The 17,571-nt window shown below is 32.6% G+C and carries 17 protein-coding genes; 7 read left to right on the top strand and 10 right to left on the bottom strand.

Going from position 1 to position 17,571, the window contains the following annotated elements; all coding sequences use genetic code 11:
- Positions 1-513: a hypothetical protein gene (locus AC1EU5_RS14040; protein WP_480193039.1), complete on the top strand. Its 513-nt coding sequence runs from the start codon at positions 1-3 to the stop codon at positions 511-513.
- Between the two features lie 12 nt (positions 514-525).
- On the opposite strand, the gene AC1EU5_RS14035 is transcribed toward AC1EU5_RS14040, so the two are convergent.
- Genes AC1EU5_RS14035 through AC1EU5_RS14010 form a run of 6 tightly spaced genes read right to left on the bottom strand, consistent with a single transcriptional unit; the run spans position 526 to position 6,484 of the window.
- The gene (locus tag AC1EU5_RS14035) at positions 526-753 is read right to left on the bottom strand and encodes a hypothetical protein (protein ID WP_480193089.1); all 228 of its coding nucleotides are present in this window, start codon (positions 751-753) and stop codon (positions 526-528) included.
- A 31-nt stretch (positions 754-784) separates the two neighbouring features.
- Positions 785-2,047: a glycosyltransferase family 4 protein gene (locus AC1EU5_RS14030; protein WP_480193038.1), complete on the bottom strand. Its 1,263-nt coding sequence runs from the start codon at positions 2,045-2,047 to the stop codon at positions 785-787.
- Between the two features lie 6 nt (positions 2,048-2,053).
- Positions 2,054-3,265, bottom strand: a complete 1,212-nt coding sequence (locus AC1EU5_RS14025) for a glycosyltransferase family 4 protein (protein WP_480193037.1) — start codon at positions 3,263-3,265, stop codon at positions 2,054-2,056.
- Positions 3,265-3,786, bottom strand: coding sequence for a class I SAM-dependent methyltransferase (locus AC1EU5_RS14020; protein WP_480193036.1), 522 nt, complete (start codon positions 3,784-3,786; stop codon positions 3,265-3,267). Before AC1EU5_RS14020 ends, AC1EU5_RS14025 begins: the two co-directional genes overlap by 1 nt.
- Positions 3,776-6,208 (bottom strand): YfhO family protein, encoded by a 2,433-nt coding sequence (locus AC1EU5_RS14015; protein ID WP_480193035.1) that lies wholly within the window; start codon positions 6,206-6,208, stop codon positions 3,776-3,778. The genes AC1EU5_RS14020 and AC1EU5_RS14015 overlap by 11 nt, the downstream gene beginning before the upstream one ends.
- A 3-nt stretch (positions 6,209-6,211) precedes the next feature.
- Positions 6,212-6,484, bottom strand: coding sequence for a DUF4834 family protein (locus AC1EU5_RS14010; RefSeq protein ID WP_480193034.1), 273 nt, complete (start codon positions 6,482-6,484; stop codon positions 6,212-6,214).
- A 93-nt stretch (positions 6,485-6,577) separates the two neighbouring features.
- Between AC1EU5_RS14010 and AC1EU5_RS14005 the strand changes: the two genes are divergently transcribed.
- Genes AC1EU5_RS14005 through AC1EU5_RS13995 form a run of 3 tightly spaced genes read left to right on the top strand, consistent with a single transcriptional unit; the run spans position 6,578 to position 9,584 of the window.
- Positions 6,578-7,756 (top strand): transporter, encoded by a 1,179-nt coding sequence (locus AC1EU5_RS14005; RefSeq protein ID WP_480193033.1) that lies wholly within the window; start codon positions 6,578-6,580, stop codon positions 7,754-7,756.
- On the top strand, positions 7,753-8,871 hold the full coding sequence (locus tag AC1EU5_RS14000; RefSeq protein ID WP_480193032.1) for a GTP cyclohydrolase: 1,119 nt from the start codon (positions 7,753-7,755) through the stop codon (positions 8,869-8,871). Before AC1EU5_RS14005 ends, AC1EU5_RS14000 begins: the two co-directional genes overlap by 4 nt.
- Positions 8,871-9,584, top strand: a complete 714-nt coding sequence (locus AC1EU5_RS13995; RefSeq protein ID WP_480193031.1) for a 16S rRNA (uracil(1498)-N(3))-methyltransferase — start codon at positions 8,871-8,873, stop codon at positions 9,582-9,584. The genes AC1EU5_RS14000 and AC1EU5_RS13995 overlap by 1 nt, the downstream gene beginning before the upstream one ends.
- 50 nt (positions 9,585-9,634) lie before the next feature.
- Here the strand turns inward: AC1EU5_RS13995 and AC1EU5_RS13990 are convergent, their stop codons facing one another.
- Positions 9,635-10,300 (bottom strand): YceI family protein, encoded by a 666-nt coding sequence (locus AC1EU5_RS13990; RefSeq protein ID WP_480193030.1) that lies wholly within the window; start codon positions 10,298-10,300, stop codon positions 9,635-9,637.
- 164 nt (positions 10,301-10,464) lie between these two features.
- Here AC1EU5_RS13990 and AC1EU5_RS13985 point away from each other — a divergent pair, with 164 nt between their 5' ends.
- Genes AC1EU5_RS13985 through AC1EU5_RS13975 form a run of 3 tightly spaced genes read left to right on the top strand, consistent with a single transcriptional unit; the run spans position 10,465 to position 13,053 of the window.
- On the top strand, positions 10,465-11,097 hold the full coding sequence (locus AC1EU5_RS13985; protein WP_480193029.1) for a DUF4159 domain-containing protein: 633 nt from the start codon (positions 10,465-10,467) through the stop codon (positions 11,095-11,097).
- The gene (locus AC1EU5_RS13980) at positions 11,081-12,010 is read left to right on the top strand and encodes a bile acid:sodium symporter family protein (protein WP_480193028.1); all 930 of its coding nucleotides are present in this window, start codon (positions 11,081-11,083) and stop codon (positions 12,008-12,010) included. Before AC1EU5_RS13985 ends, AC1EU5_RS13980 begins: the two co-directional genes overlap by 17 nt.
- The gene (locus AC1EU5_RS13975; RefSeq protein WP_480193027.1) at positions 12,010-13,053 is read left to right on the top strand and encodes a lysophospholipid acyltransferase family protein; all 1,044 of its coding nucleotides are present in this window, start codon (positions 12,010-12,012) and stop codon (positions 13,051-13,053) included. Before AC1EU5_RS13980 ends, AC1EU5_RS13975 begins: the two co-directional genes overlap by 1 nt.
- Here AC1EU5_RS13975 and AC1EU5_RS13970 read toward each other — a convergent pair.
- The 3 genes from AC1EU5_RS13970 to AC1EU5_RS13960 are packed head-to-tail and all read right to left on the bottom strand — an operon-like array spanning position 13,002 to position 17,356.
- Positions 13,002-15,971 (bottom strand): serine hydrolase domain-containing protein, encoded by a 2,970-nt coding sequence (locus tag AC1EU5_RS13970; protein ID WP_480193026.1) that lies wholly within the window; start codon positions 15,969-15,971, stop codon positions 13,002-13,004. The genes AC1EU5_RS13975 and AC1EU5_RS13970 overlap by 52 nt on opposite strands.
- Before the next feature lie 32 nt (positions 15,972-16,003).
- Positions 16,004-16,489, bottom strand: coding sequence for an ABC transporter ATPase (locus AC1EU5_RS13965; protein WP_480193025.1), 486 nt, complete (start codon positions 16,487-16,489; stop codon positions 16,004-16,006).
- 36 nt (positions 16,490-16,525) lie between these two features.
- The gene (locus tag AC1EU5_RS13960) at positions 16,526-17,356 is read right to left on the bottom strand and encodes an exonuclease domain-containing protein (RefSeq protein ID WP_480193024.1); all 831 of its coding nucleotides are present in this window, start codon (positions 17,354-17,356) and stop codon (positions 16,526-16,528) included.
- Between the last annotated feature and the right edge of the window lie 215 nt (positions 17,357-17,571).

Genomic DNA, 17,571 nt, shown 5'->3' with positions numbered 1-17,571 from the left:
ATGTTATCAGTATCTATATTTACAAATCAAAATACATGGCATCTTATTGAGCTTTTTTTATGGATGCTGGGTGCTTTTTTAATAGGTTGGTTTTTTTGGCGTAAGTGGTATCAGGATAAATACAAAAAGGAGATCTACAAGTGGAAATCAAAATATGATGAGATGGAACATGAACTGAATACCACTATAAAAGCTAAAAAAGTGGCAGCTCCGGGAGTTTCTGTGCTCTCAGATTCTAACTTTGTTGATGGTGTAGCAAAAATAGATGACTCCATAAAAGATGACCTTACCATAATAGAAGGCATTGGACCCAAAATAAAAACGTTATTAAACAATGATGGTATTTGGAGTTTTTTACAATTAGCTGAGGCCACAAAAGATAGATTAAAAAACATTCTTGATAAAGCAGGTCCAAGATATAGGGTTCATAAGCCAGCATCATGGCCTAGACAAGCAAAATTAGCCTACGAAAATAAATGGGATGAACTGAAGGAACTTCAAGATCAATTATAACGAAAATAAATCTTAAACTTCATAGCGTTCCATTTCTCGATCATAAAAAGCGGATGCCTCTGTAATTAAATTATTCATTTCAGAAGTCAAGTCTTCTTCTTTCTCACCACTAACATCATCAAGCCATTCAACTTCATCATTCTCTAAATTGATAATAACTTGTGGGAATTCTGTATGAATAATAAAAATATCATCAGGAAAATCTGTATTATCACCTAATAAAAACTTGGGTAGCTTCATCTTTTTATTTTCTATCATTTTCTTAATACAATTAATTTTTTAACAATTGTGCTAATTTAGCCGTTAATTCTTTTCTATGATATTGTCCAACATTTTTTGAATCTACTTTTAAACTGTCAAATTTATAATTCTTATATAAATCTAAAATTACTTCTTTCAATCCTTTTTTATCATTAAAGTCAATTACATAACCTGAATTTGTTTTTTCAATAATATCAGACAAATCGCCATCAACAGGTGCAAGGGCAAGAATAGGCCTTTTAGCTTGTAGATATTCAAATATCTTTCCGGTAATAATTCCCTTAGCACTAGGTACGTTATTTACAGGTAATAGTAAGACCTGCGCTGATTTTTGATATTGTAATACCTCTTGATGAGGAAGATAGTCTATAAATTTTGCATAAGATTTAAGCCCACATGCATCAATAGAAGTAGTTATATCATCTGCAAGTCTTCCTACAAATTTAAGTTGTAAATCATTAGCAAACTGATCATTTTGAGCACATAATTCTTTCAGTACTTCCCATAAAATTACATGATTTCTATCAGCATTCATCAAGCCAATATGCACTAATGAAAATTTTTGATCTAAAGTAATTTCTTCATCGCTCATTATAGTATCAAATCCATTCGTAAGAACTTTTACTTGACTATTATATGCAGCATAATTCTCTTTCATCGTTTTTCCAACAACAGTTACTATATCTGCTTTCTTAAGCACCTCTTTTTCCAGATCATTATGTCTCTTTTTTGATTTTTCAGATAATGGTAAATGATGAAAATAGTCTATATCTGTCCATGGGTCTCTAAAATCTGCCAACCACTTTATATTTAGCTTTTCTTTTAATCCTAAACCTATTAAATGCATGCTATGTGGTGGCCCAGTAGTTATAATAGCATCTACAGGATGGGTCTTTAAATATGAATTTAAAAAAGATACAGAAGGTTTTATCCAAAACTTTCTAGCATCTGGTATAAAGTAATTAGCCCTAATATATTGTGGAATTTTACCAAAAAAAGAGGGTTTTGGATCTAAAAACCCTGCACTAGTTTTTTTCTTTTTTGAGCTAAACAAGGAAAATAACTGATTAGGTTCTTTAATTGGATTTTTAATTACCTCTAATCCTTCAGGAATATCTTTCTCTAGTGAATCATCAAGAATAGCATATTGAGCATCTTGAACCGTATAAACTATGGGTTCTATATCAAAATCTCTAAGATATTTTACAAATTTCAGCCAACGTTGTACTCCTGATCCTCCGGCCGGTGGCCAATAATATGTTATGATTAACACCTTCAATTAGCTATATAATTGAATTAACTTTACACTCTCTTCTTCCCAATTTTCTTCTTTGTTCATAACGGCATCAAGAGCATTTTCACACTTTACTTGTAAAGCTTCAAAATTGTCATGAGCATATATCACTTTTTCAGCAAAATCAACAGGGTCATTAGCCTTAAATACCAAGCCTGCATCATACTTCTCTACAATACGCTTTAATGGTTTACATGAACTCACTAACAATAAGCTTTTACTCATCATAATTTGAAATAGCTTATGCGGGATGGTATTATCAGTATGCTCATTAGATTTATGCGGAATGATATTAATATTAGATGTCCGCATAATACTTGCTACTTCATCAAATGGTCTATAACCAACAAACTCAACAATATCTTCAACTTTATTTTCTTTTGCCAAACTTTTTAAATATTGTTCTACGTCAACACTACCCTTGCCTACTAAAAATAGCTTTACATTTTTAATTTGGTTTTTAATTTTTGACATCGCTTCAATAGCAGTGTCTATACCTCTATGAGGGCCAAAACCACCTACGTAAGTAATAGAAAAGATGGTATCATCTATAACTGATTGCAATACTTCTCTTTTAAAATTAGAAGCAAATGTTTTCTTTTCATGATTTGATATAACGATCAATTTATAAGGCTGAATACCAAAATTACGTATTAGCTTTTGCTTCATCTCATTGACAACGCAGATTATCTTATCATATTTTTGACAATAGTATCTTTCCTTTTTTGACCAGTTTTTTGGATTCATAAAAACACGATTCTTCAAACGAATAAATGTGCTTTTTCTCCATTCAAACCAAGTTCTCAATGCTTCAGGATAATTTTCATGTAAGTCAAGAATAAGTTGTTTTTTAACTTTTGATTTAAATTGATATCCAGTACCTGCCAATGGAAGATCATGTACATGCAGATAGTCAATCTCATATTTCCCAAAAACTTCTTTTAAGCCACTTCGAAAAAAGGGATTTATATTAATTACACTAGAAATAATGTCACAAATACCTTTCTTGGTAAAACTATAGTGATTCCCAATGCGATACACTTCTACATCATTGATAGTCTCATGCTTTGGTTTACCTTTAACCTTTGGGCAAACTACAAGCACTTTCTTACCATTCTCAGTTAAGACTTCAGCTTCCTTTCGAACACGAATGTCATTTGGGTATAAACCATCAAATAGCATACAGATGTAGCCCATCACTTTACTTTTTCTGCATAAACTGCATAATACCTTGGGGTAAACCTTCTCAAAATAGGGCGAAATCCAATTTGATTTATTGGGCTAGTCCATTTCTCTGTAGTCTTGATCTCCCAACCCGTTTTTTCTAATAACCAATCAAATTGCCAGTCTTCAAATTCATGATAATGCCTATCCCACATATCAGTTTTACTTCTATAAGCCTTTGCAAACCACAAATTTAAAGGAATAGTAGCTACCAATTTAGTTGCTTTTATCTCTTTAAGGACATTAAAAGGTGCCAATAAATGTTCAAAAATCTCAAAAGCGGTAACAATTTCAGCGTCATACTGATGTACGATATGGGGTTTAATATCTAGGTCTTCTCCTTTAGTATTATAAACAGTATAACCATGCTCTTCCATTATCTTACTAAACGGATTTCGAACTCCCAAATCTAAAATGCTTGTAGGTTCTGGAATAACTTTCTTTAAAAAATTAAGAGTATGTTCGTATCTCTTTTCGGGAAGTTTATTGTACATTTTTTTCTTTCCTTTTATCTAGAAAAAACCATCCTAAAGGCACGATCAACAGCAAGGCATAGGAAATAAGCGTTATAGTATTCCCTTTTTGTATAACGGTAGGTTCAAACTTGAAGACAATTTTATGTCTACCCTTAGGTACTACCATAGCTCTTAACACATAATTTACTCTGAAATGAGGTGTTAACTTACCATCAACATAGGCATTCCAACCATTTTTATAATACATGTCAGAAAAGACTGCCAGTTGATCAGAATTTGCTTCTGATTCATATATCAATTCATTTGCCTTGTATTTTATTAAATCAATCGTTGCTGTAGAATCTTTTTGAAAATTAAAATCGGTCAAACTTTTCTTGAAATCTTCATGAATAACGGCTTTATCTTTGGTTTTTAAACTATCTAAAGCTTTTATCTCTGCATCAGCAGAATTTACATATTCAATTTCGCTAACAAACCAAGCATTGCCATTAGCTTCATCATTTAGTTGCACACGCCCATTTCCTTGCTCATCAGGAAACATAATGTATTTAGTATTGAGCATGTTCAATACCTCAAAATTATTTTTGGTTATTTGATATTCAAATAACTCTTCGTAGCGTCTAGGTTTGGCAGCATGATAGCCTCCAATAGAGTTGTGAAAATAGGAAGTACTACCGTCATTCAATGGATTAACCATAAAATTAGCCACACGATAATAGCTTGTATCCTTATTAATTTCTATATCTGCTGTAGAAGCTTTGAATGGAACATCTTGCTGCCTCTTAGCAACAAAATTATCTGAATTCAAGTAACGTCTATCAACTCCAACCAGATCAAATAAGATTAATATGGTAAAAACACCCAAAACAATGTTTTTATTTACTTTATCCTTCAAATAAAGCAAAAGCACACCTCCAGACAACAAAACTAGTATTAAAGAACGGATACTGTCCCTAAGGAAAATAGATTTTCTATCAGCTATTAAAACTTCAGAAATTCCAGGAAGTTGCTGCTCTAAACCACTATCTCTAAAACTTTCAAAATCAAACAAGCTTGTACCCATTAAAGTGAATAACAACATAACACCACCAACCCCATAAAGTGAAAATTTCAAAAACTTTAACTTCTCATCTTTATCTTTATTTTCCTCTAAAAACTTATGAAGTGCTAAGATCCCTAGAACAGGAATTGCTAGTTGAGCTATTACTTGAATAGAAGTAACTGCTCTAAACTTATTATACAAGGGAATATAATCTATAAAGAAATCTGTCAAAATGGAGAAGTTATGCCCCCAACTCAATAGAATTGAAAAAATAACTGTACCCAATAGCCATTTTTTCAATGTTCCTGTTATATAAAAAAGTCCTAAAACAAACAAAAAGATAATGACAGCACCAATATAAAAAGGTGCTTCGACTATTGGTTGTTTTCCCCAATACATAGGTGCATTTTCTGTAAAATCTTTAGCTCCCGTTCTACCAATTTTACTTTTTAAAAAATCATATAAATCAGAATCTTTACCAATATTTTCTGTATTACCACCTCCTGTAAATCCTGGAATTAATAAATTGAATGTCTCAAAAATACCATAACTGTATTGCGTAATATAATCTCTTGATAATCCTGAAGTGACATTTTCTTTGGGGTCACCGTCTGGTTTAATTGTTAATTCACTCTTACTACGAGTACTTTCATTTGCATACTCTTTAGTGGCCAGTAAACTCGTAGAATTAACTCCAACACCTAACAATACAGCCAAAAATAACATACCAACTTTTTTGAAGAAGCTTGGTAGTTCTTTTTCCTTGATAGCATCCGAGAGATAAAAAACACCCAAAATTAACACCATGAACATCAAATAATACGTCATCTGAGGGTGATTGGCATTTACCTCAAAAGCCATACCTAAAGCAGTTAATAAAAACCCTGTGAGATAATTCTTTCTAAAAACAGAAATGATTCCAGCTAAAATTACCGGCATAAAGGCTACAGCATGTGCCTTTGCATTATGACCAGGCACAAAAATACTAATGAGGTATGTAGAAAAACCAAAGGCTAGTGCTCCTATAATGGCTAGTCGCCAATCTACTTTTAATACCATCATTAATATGAAAAAACCAAGAAAATATAGAAAAAGATAATCTGCAGGTCTTGGTAAAAATCGTAATAAATTGTCTATTTTCTTTATGTAGTTATGAGGATAATAAGTACTGACTTGGTAGGCTGGCATACCTCCAAAAACCCTGTTTGTCCAATAAGGTTCTTCTCCAAACTTTTCTCTATGCTCTACTATTTCCTTTGAAACACCTTTAAACTGGGTAATATCACTTTGTTGTAATTGTTTACCTTCTAAAACTGGTGAGAAATATGCCAATGAAACAATTACAAAAGTTACAATAGCAATTATGTAAGGTAGAATTTTCTTAAAAATATCTGTCATTTGTTATTCAATCTCTTCGTAGTCAACATATTCACCTACTGAATTGTCTGCTTTCTGTTGTTGAGTAGGCTGTTTATCAATAATGGTTTCACCAACTTTAGTTTTTTGTTGGTTATTTTGATATTGTTGTTGTTGTCTAAATTTTCGCTCTACCTTTCCTGCAAAACTCTTCATTAAATATGGAAAAGCTAATCGTAATACGAATTTCAATCCATAATAGATCAGCAAAATAATGAGAAGTGTTCTTAAGAGTCCCACAAAATCAGCGTGTTGCATAAATTGAAAATATTAACCCAAAAGTAACAATTTGCAGGCAACAAAAACGTTTCATATAAATAAAATCTTTAATTTGTATATTCGACACCGTTTATGAAGAATTTTTTTGCGCTGCTGCTGGTAATAACAATTTATCAGATCTCCTACGCCCAATATACCGAAGTTATTAATTCCAGACGCCCCGGTTTTTCTGATAGCCCTTATAGCGTTGGAACAGATGTCCTTCAATTTGAACATGGACTTTTTTACAATAATATTAGCGATAAAAATGCGGATATCAATTCCTTTGGAACTGATTTAATGGTGCGTTATGGAAAATTCTTTGAACGTTTAGAAATAAACTTAAATGCAACTTTTCAGCAGGATGATATTGATGTAAAAGATCCGCTTGAAGAAGATATTTCTAGATTTGGTTTTGGTAGATTAACAATTGGTGCTAAATACCTTGTATATATGCCAAAATACAAGGATAAGTCAAAAGAGATTAGAAGTTGGAAAGCAAAACAACGCTATGACTGGAAAAGACTTATCCCTGCCGTAGCAGTTTATGCTGGTGCTAACATTCCTATTTCAAAAACATATATTAGAGGTAACGTAAATCCTGTTAGTGGCAACTCTCCAGGATTAATTGATGATAAGTTCAGCCCAAGGTTAGCTATTTATACGCAAAATGACTTTACAGATAAGTTTATCTTCCTTATGAATCTGGTAATGGATAAAATTGGGGATAGCAGGCTTAAGGAAAATTCGTACATTTTAACAGGCACTTACTCAGTAACTGACAGATTTTCAGCCTTTGTAGAGCATCAAGGTATCTTTAAAGGAGAAGATATACCTAATGATTTTCAATTTGGTTTAGGCGGTGCATATTTACTAGATAAAACAAAACAGGTTGATATAGCTGTTAGAAGAATTAGTGACAGAGATGGTTCTGCATTTTTTGTAGGTGGAGGGTTTACCTGGAGAATAGACAAGCATCAAGATAAGTTCAAACTTATAGGTTCTGATGGTAAGGCTATTGAGAAGACCAAAAAGGAAGGTAATTTCTTTAGTAGATTATTTAAGAAAAAGTCAAAACAAAGAAAGGTTAAAGGCGTAAAGGCTAAAAAACGTAAGATTAAAAAGCTAGAACCTAAAAAGAAGACTAAAGCACAAAAGCGCAGGGAAAAAGAGGCATTGAAGAAAATGAAAAAAGAACGCAAAGAAGAAAAGAAAAAGGCAAAGAATAGTAAACGTAATTATGAACCGCCAAAAGACGATTCAAACTCATGATCACCGTTAAGGAAGTTACGTCAAAAAAAGACTTAAAAGCTTTTGTGAAATTTCCATTTAAACTTTTTAAAAACAATCCATATTGGGTTCCACCTCTTATTTCAGAAGAGCTAACGACTTTTAATAAAGACAAAAATCCTGCTTTTCATACCGCTGATGCAAAATTTTTTGTGGCAGTAAGGAACAATGAAATAGTAGGTAGAGTAGCGGCAATAATGAATCATACTGAAATTAACCAACAAGGCATAAAAAAAATGCGTTTTGGTTGGTTTGATTTTATAGATGATAAAAATATAAGTGAAGTGTTGCTTAAAAAGGTTGAAGAAATAGGTATTAAAAACAATCTTAACTATATGGAAGGACCAGTGGGGTTTTCTAATTTAGATAAGGTTGGCGTATTAACAGAAGGATATGATCAATTAAGCTCTATGATTACTTGGTACAATCATCCTTATTATATCGACCATTTTGAGCATCATGGCTTTGTTAAAGAAAAAGAATATATAGAAGCCCAATTTTCTTTTAAAGATGTACACCCAGAGAATTTCAAACGCTTAAGACCAATTATTGAAAGGAGATATAAGCTGAAATTATTGAACTTTAACTCTACAAAAGAGATTATGCCTTATGTAGATGATATGTTTGATCTTTTTAATTCTGCCTATGCCAAATTAGCCTCTTTTGTGCCAATATCTGAAGCACAAAAAAAATACTTTAAAGAAAAATATATCAGTTTTATAAACCCTGAGTATATTTCTTTCGTTACTGATGATAATGAAAAGTTAGTTGGATTCGCCATAGTAATGCCATCTTTTTCTAGAGCATTGCAAAAAGCAAATGGTAAATTGTTTCCTTTCGGATTTTATCACTTATTACAAGCACGAAAACATAGCAAAGAAGTATTGTTTTACCTTATTGGGATATTGCCAGAATATCAAAATAAAGGTGTACATGCCTTGATTTTTGATCATTATTACGATGTATTTACTAAGAACGGTATTCAAAGTTGTGTTCGAACGCCTGAACTTGAAGAAAATACTGCTATACATCAAATTTGGAAGCACTTCAATTCTAAGATTAATAAACGGAGAAGAACTTATCGTAAAGAATTATAATGCAACTTTTTTATAGTTCAGAACTTTCTATAACAGATCAGAATTTTACCTTCAATAAAGAGGAAAGCAGGCATATTGTTCGTGTTTTGAGAAAAAAAACTGGAGATATACTATATATCACAAATGGCAAAGGGTTGCTATACACATCAGAAATTATTGAAGCTAATGACAAAAAGTGTGCTGTAAACATCTTAAGATTTGCGAAACAACCAAAGCCATGGAATTATCACTTACATATTGCCATAGCACCTACAAAAAATAATGACCGCTTTGAGTGGTTTTTAGAAAAGAGTACAGAAATAGGTGTTGATGAAATCACTCCAATTATTTGTGATAGATCAGAACGTAAAGTTATTAAAAGGCATAGAATGCAAAAGATTGTAGAAACTGCAGCTAAACAATCTTTAAAATACTACTTTCCAAAACTAAATCAGTTAACTTCTTTTAAAAATTTTATTCAGAATGATAATTCTTCAGAAAGATTCGTAGCACATTGTGAAGATATGCCTAAGGAACTATTAATTCATCAAAATCTAAAAGACAGAAACATTACTATCTTAATAGGCCCTGAAGGTGATTTTTCACCTGAAGAAATTAAAGCAACAGCTGAAAAATCTTTTAAACCAATTAGTTTAGGAGAAAGTAGGCTTAGGACAGAAACTGCTGGAATTGTCGCCACTCATACAGTTTCAGTTAAAAACTATGTAAATTAAAAAAACCACCCATTAGGTGGCTTTTTTAATTTACCCCTTGCTTCAAACAATTATATAGAAGCGTCTTCTTTCTTAGCTTTTACAGTAAATGTAAACTCTATATTATCATTAATTATTTTATCTTTTAATGTTTCTGTTAGCTTACCAGAACTATACATTACACCCCACTCAGTTCTGTCTATATTAAAAGGCTCACTTGTAAAAGAAACCTCATCACCATTGACTAAAACAGTAGCAGGAAACTCAATATTCTTTTTAATACCTTTAATGGTAAGGTTACCTTTTACCACAGTCTTACCATCTTTATCTTCTACCCCAGTTATAGCAAATACAGAAAATGGATGTTTTTCTACATCAAAGAAATCCTCATTTTTTAAGTGATTTACTAGCTTCGTATTATACTCTTCATTCTCAATATCACTATTCTTAATTGAATTCATGTCTAAGATAAAATTACCTCCGGTAAGTTTATCACCTTCTAAAGCCACATACCCTTCAGAAATACTTACCGTACCATCATGTGATTCTGCTGGTTTAAAGCCTTTCCAAGTAACAGTACTTGCATCAGCATCGGCTACATATCTTACAGCTTCAGCTGCTATTTGAGAAACTTCTTCTGCTTTCTTTGCCTCAGTTTCATTCTTTGCTTTTTTACATGACACTACGGCTAAACTTAGAAAAAAGATAGCAGCAACTTTAATTACATTATTTTTCATTTTTTAATAGTATTTAATTTATTCTAAAAATTATAAGCGGCAAATTTAAAAACAAAAACTCAACAAAATCTAAAGTTACTATTCAAAGGTCAATTAAATAATTGTTAATTATTTACCTTCATAGAATAATTTTATATTTGATTTTCATAAGTTTTACCTCAAATATGTACAGATATTTAGTCTTATTACTATTTACATTTTCAATACATGCACAAGAAGTAGCTGTACTGAAATATGGCGGAGGCGGTGATTGGTACGCAAATCCAACTGCACTAAAAAATCTGATTACTTTTTGCAATACCAATATAAACACATCAATAAATACCAATTTTGAAACAGTAGAAGCGGGAAGTGTAGATATTTTCAATTACCCAATTATATTTATGACTGGTCACGGTAATGTTTTCTTTTCTGAAAATGATGTGGAGAATTTACGGAATTACCTTATTTCAGGAGGGTTTTTACATATTTCTGATAATTATGGAATTGATGAATACTTAAGACGTGAGATGAAAAAAGTGTTTCCCGATCTCGAATTTCATGAAATACCTTATAACCACCCCATTTATCATCAATCATTTGATTTTGAATCGTTACCTAAAATACATGAGCATGATGGTAAAGCTCCGCAGGGATTTGGAATTTTCTATGAAGGTAAATTGGTTTGTTTTTATGATTATGAAAGTGATTTGAGTGATGGTTGGGAAGATCAAGAAGTTCATAACAATCCACAAGAGTTAAGGGAAAAAGCATTGAAAATGGGTTCAAATATTATAGAATATGTTTTTAAAAACTGATCCTAGTCAGGTTTTAGACAACATAAAAATAAACTTCAACAATGAAGAGTTATGGGCTGTAAACATTATTCTGGCACTCATTATGTTTGGTGTTGCTTTGGGAATTACGGTTGATGATTTTAAACGCCTTTTCAAAAGCCCTAAAATTGTTATTACTGGTATTATATCCCAATTTTTACTATTCCCTTTAATTACTTATATCTTGGTAAATGTTATAAATCCGTATCCAAGTATAGCATTGGGTATGATTATGGTAGCAGCATGTCCTGGTGGAAATATTTCAAACTTTGCCACTTATCTTGCAGGTGGTAATGCAGCTCTTTCAGTTAGTTTAACTGCCTTTGCCACATTAGCAGCTATTATTATGACTCCATTAAATCTGGCATTCTGGGGGAATTTATATGAACCAACAGCACATATTTTGCGGGAAGTAAGTTTGGAACCCTTAGTACTGATTCGCCTGGTAAGTTTAATACTAGGAATCCCGTTGATTTTAGGAATGCTGCTCAGAAGATATAAACCGAATATAGCTATGAATTTATCGAAGGTATTAAAACCTCTTTCTATTTTTATCTTATTGGTATTCATAGGCGGAGCCTTTTATGAGAACCGATATATTTTTGTTGATCATATTCATTATGTGCTTTTTGTGGTGTTGGCATTGAATGTTTCTGGATATGTTTCTGGTTTTTACTTCTCTAAACTAATGGGCTTGTCGTATGAAAATCAAAAGACCTTATCTATTGAAACAGGTATTCAAAATTCGGGTTTAGGTTTATTACTTTGCTTTGCCTTTTTTGAAGGTCTTGGTGGAATGGCTTTGTGTTTAGCTTTTTGGAGCGTGTGGGATATTGCTTCTGGTTTAGGGCTCGCCTATTATTGGTCTAGAAAATCACCTCAAGCTATTGCCTAATGTTACAACAACTCTGGTACCAAATCATTAAAGTATATACCACTGTTAGCTTGAATTTCTATTTCAAGAGGATAAAATCAGTAGGTAAGGAAAATATTCCAAAAAAAGGTGCTTTACTCTTTGTAGCCAATCATAAAAATGCTCTGATTGATCCTATTTTAATAGCAACCTCCACCACAAGAAATCTTTACTTTCTTACGCGTGCCAGTGCTTTTAAATTAAAATTGGTTAGGTGGCTACTTTCAACGATCAACATGTTACCTATTTATCGTTTACGTGATGGAAAAGCAACACTGGCAAAAAATGAAGAAGTTTTTAAGAAGTGTTATAGTATACTTAATAAGCAAAAATCCCTTTTAATTTTTCCAGAAGGTACACATGATATACGAAGATGGGTTCGCCCTTTAAGTAAAGGGTTTACCCGAATTACATTTGGTGCTTTAGAGCAAAATTCTGAGTTAAATTTAACCATAATCCCGGTTGGGTTAAATTACAGTAGAGCTGAAGAATTTGGGGAGTCAGTTTCTATATACTATGGCAAACCCATTGAAGTAAATCCTTTTTATGATGCTGAGAATCTTCAACTATCATCACAAAAACTGAAAGAAGTAGTAAGTTCAAAAATGAAAACCTTAACCACGCATATTGAAGATATTGAGAATTATGATAACATTATTGAACAACTTGGAACTGTAGATTATTTGAATCCAGAAGAAGTTAACTTACAACTAAAAAATCAAAGTAACCAGCAAATTTCTACTTCAAAACCGGAAGAAAGAAAATCAAATATCTTATGGAAGTTGCTGTACAATTTAGTAAAAATAAATAGCTTTTTTTCCTATATAATTTGGAAAACCATCCAGCCTAAAATTCAAGAAGTTGAGTTTGATTCAACTACAAGATTTGCTATAGGAATTAGTGCATTTCCATTATTTTATTTATTGCAGACAACACTAATAATTTACTTTTTTGGAAGCGCTGTTGGGCTAACTTATTTATTTATAAGTGTATTATCTGTTTTTTTATTAGCCAAAACTAAATGATCATCAATGATAGCTTCCTGAATAAGGCGTTGTACTTCTGTTCTTATGTTTTGCTTTACCAGTTTTGTGTTTGCTGAGTTTGGATATACTCTATTAGATAAGAAAACATATACTAACTCTGTTTCAGGATCAGCCCATGTATATGTACCCGTATAGCCACTATGACCGAAACTAGCTGGAGATACACAACCACAAGTTGCTTTCACATCAGGATCTAACTGTGGTTTATCAAAACCCAAACCTCGTCGAACGCCTTCATCCTCAAAATGGCGCGTATTGAATTTTTTCACAGTTTCCTCATTAAAGTACTGCTTTCCACCATAAGTACCTCCTTGCAAATACATTTGCATCATCTTGGCAATATCATTTGCGTTACCAAAAAGTCCAGCATTGCCATTCACACCTCCTAACATGGCCGCCCCCTGGTCATGTACATAACCATGCAGTAGCTGCCTACGGTAGTAAACATCTACTTCTGTAGGAACTATTTTGTTTTTAGAAAATTTTTCAAGTGGCTTATAGGTCAAGCTTGTGGCTCCAAGTGGATGATAAAAATGAATATCATTAAAGACATTCAAAGGTTTTTTATATTCTTTTTCAAGGTAATCCTTAAACAGATAAAAGATCAGTCCACTATATTTATAACCTTCTTTTTCGCGTAAGGGTGACTCTGCAATCATTTTATATATTGAATCTTGGAAACTGGTTTTTAAAAATACATTTCTTGCAATCTGAATACCATACTCTTTGGTACGACGTACATTGTAAAAATCTTTTGAAGGCTTCTTTGTAATTGAATCAAAAGTGTATAAGTAATAAGGAATCCAAGCTTTCAATCTGCCATTGTGAGCCAAAGCCTGTTTAACAGAAATGCTATCTTTATCTGTATCTTTTAAAACAGGCATAATAGTGCCCAGATTTGTACTTAAATCAAATTTATCATCCTCATATGCCTTCATAATAGAAGGTACACCGCCCAGAATTTTAGTTAAAGAGGCAAGATCGTATAGATCTGTCTTCTTCACAGGCTTTTCATGTGCCGCTGTGTGATATCCAAAACTTTTATAATACACTACATCTCCATTTTTGGCAACCAGTACCTGCATACCAGGAGCCATACGTTCTTTAAGTATCTCTTGTGCAATAGAATCAACGCGTAATAATTTTTCACTACTCATACCTACATTCTCTGGAATATTATAACCTAAGCGGTCTAGGTTTTCAGACACCAAACAATGACCTGCTTTAAAGTTTTCATTGATAGAAACGGGCAAATTCCCTTTTGCTTGACGTGCACCAAAAATGATCTGAGCAGAAATGTCTTGAGCCAATTTACTGTTCTGATAGGAAACCAATACAGCATCAATATTAGTAAAGGACTTCACATCTTGTAAACTATATGGACTTGCAAATACTTCAAGAATGACCTTCTTTTTTCTTGCAATTTCCTGCAACCACACTAACTCTTTATTCTTAAACTTAAAACCTTTCCAGGGGTTCTTATTTGACTTATGATAGCCAACGATTACCAAAGAATAAGGTTTCAACTTATTGATAATAACATCTAATGTTTTACCCGTAATAACATCAACATTGGCATAATCTTTTAATCTATTGACAAAAGTTTCATTTTCAGCATCACCTAATTTTACATAGGCAATAGTATTCTTAACTAAATCTTTAATAGGAAGCAGGTCGTCTGTATTCTTTACAAGTGTCAATGAGTTTTCAACCAACTTGTGATGAAGTGCTTCGTTATGAGATGTATTTAAATCACTCGACAAGCTATCTATAACAATTGGTGTATATTGATGTAAACCTGACCAGAATTTTGCCTTTAAAATCCGCTTAACTGAATGATTTAATCTGGCCATAGTAATCACAGAATCTTTCACAGCTTTTTGAAGCCTTGCATAAGAGGCTGGAATATCTTGCGGAATTAATAACATATCATTTCCGGCTTTAATAGCTGCTAAATTTATTTCAGCTGACGACGAAAAATCTGTTGCGCCTTTCATAGCTAAGCCATCAGTAAACGTCAATCCCTGAAAACCCATTTCTTCTTGTAGTAATTCCGTAACAGTGCTATACGAAAGCGAAGTGGGCAAACTTGCATTCATCTCAACACTTGGTACGCTTAGATGCGCTGTCATAACACTTGCTAAACCAGCATCGAATAACTTTTTGTACGGATATAACTCAATAGAATCTAGGCGTTCTTTGGTAAATGGAATGGATGGCAAGGTATGATGAGAGTCAACATCTGTATCACCATGACCCGGAAAATGTTTTCCTGAAGCCAAAACTTGTTGGCTTTGCATTCCCTTTGTGAAAGCAATTGCTTTTTCAGTTACATTTTCTCTGTCTTCACCAAAAGAACGGTTACCTATTATAGGGTTTTTAGGATTGATATTGATGTCTAAAACCGGAGCAAAATTGATATGGATGCCTAATCTTTTACAATGTTCACCTAATTGTTTGCCAAATTCCTCAATTAGTGTATTATCTTCTATAGCACCAAGGGTCATATTCCATGGGAATCTATAGGCATTTTTCAAGCGCATATCCAAGCCCCACTCACCATCAAAGCCTATCAGTAATGGTGTTTTTGAAATTTCCTGATATCTATTCGTTAATTTGGCTTGCTTTTCAGGTGTTCCTTGCATAAAAATAAGACCCCCAATATGATATTTATCGATGTAATTTTCAATTTCAGCCTGATGTTTCAAATCTTTATTTGAATATGCCTGAATCATGAAAAGTTGGCCTATTTTTTCATCAACTGACATTGCACTTAAAATGCTATCTACCCAAACTTCTTGTTGTTTTCTATCTTTTGCCAATAAAGGATCCACATACTGAGCAACAGCATAATGCGTAAAAAAAAGTAATAGGGTTGAAACAAGTATCTTTTTCATATTAATATAAGATCATTACACTCATTAAGTGTTTAATTTAAAAGCCTTGCATGCCAGCTGTGCTGAGCTTCTATTTCCCACTTAGTTTCTAACTCACCTTTGGTAGCAATCATATTATTAAAAACTAATGTATTTGCTCTTATCTTATCTTGCTTTGCAAACGCTTTAAATTGCTGCATAGAAACTGTATTGATATTCACACCATCTTTAAAACTAACATTCATTTTATTCATCAAGTCAACACCTAATTCTTTTTCTAGGTTTTGAATTGTGTGAACCGAAGCATCAATAGAACAACCTGAAACATCATTAAAGCTTTCATCAACAGCCAACACGATAAATTGATTATACTTTATCTGAAAAGAAGCTTTTAAATCATCTCCATGGCGTTTCCAATTGGAAACAAAGACTTTTAGCTTCTCAGAAATACTTTTAATTTCTCTTTCTTTAAGTTCTCTATTTGATTGATATACCCAAACTCTAGAACTACTCGGTAAGTCTTTAAAATCAACAAACATAAGCTAACAAATCCTTATTATAAAGTTACTTAATTTCTATTTATGGGCATTGAATTTATCCTGAAGTGCTTTTAATTTTTCATCTTCCGTCATTGAATTATCAGGCTTTAACATGCGCTCTTTAATTTCTTTTAATACCTTCTTGGTATAGTGTGGAAAATCAGCATTTTGAATCCACGAAAAATAGCCCTTATCCTTTTCCAATACCTCTTCCACTTTCTTATTTCTGTATTTACCAAAGGTAAAAATCTCTTCATCTTTTTCATTATACATAATGAATCCAGCAAAGTCAGCTCGCTTCTTATGAGAAGAGTACGTATTTAAAAATTGAATATCATTTTCAAGGTCATCATATTTATCTAACTGTGCTTTTAATATTTCGTAGGTAGCATTGGTATCAGCTTCTGCTGAATGCGCATTTTCCAGGTCTTTATCACAATAAAACTTATACGCGGCACCCAAAGTGCGTTGTTCTTTTTTATGATAGATTACCTGAACATCTACAGCTACCCTATCTTTCATATCAAAATCTATGCCTGCTCTTAGCATCTCTTCTGCCAAAAGCGGGATATCAAACCTATTAGAATTAAACCCTGCCAAATCACAACCCGCTATCATTTCGCTCACTTTAGCTGCTAATTCTTTAAAAGTAGGTTCTGTAACAACTTGTTCATTGGTAATGCCATGAATAGCAGAAACTTCTTTTGGAATTTCAATTTCAGGATTTACCAACCAGGTATTACTTTCTTTATTACCATTTGGGTGCACTTTTAAGATGGAAATTTCTACAATTCTGTCTTTAGCAATATTCACCCCGGTAGTTTCAAGGTCAAAAAAAACAATAGGTTTTTTGAGGTTTAGCTCCATAAAAAAATTATATGTCTCAAAGATACAATTTGAAGAAAACTATTGAAGCTATTTAACATTTAGTTTAGTGGAACTTTTTAACGGATTTTGAACAAGTACTAATAATATAGTTACTCATTAATTTAGTTTGCTTCTTAATTTATTTTCATCGAACTTCGCTTATCAGTCGCTAAACGGAATTAAAACTCCGCCAAGCTAAACGTTATGTACAATAA

The organism is Maritimimonas sp. 2405UD52-3 (assembly GCF_056591715.1).
This window is presented reverse-complemented; position numbering and strand designations above follow the sequence as displayed.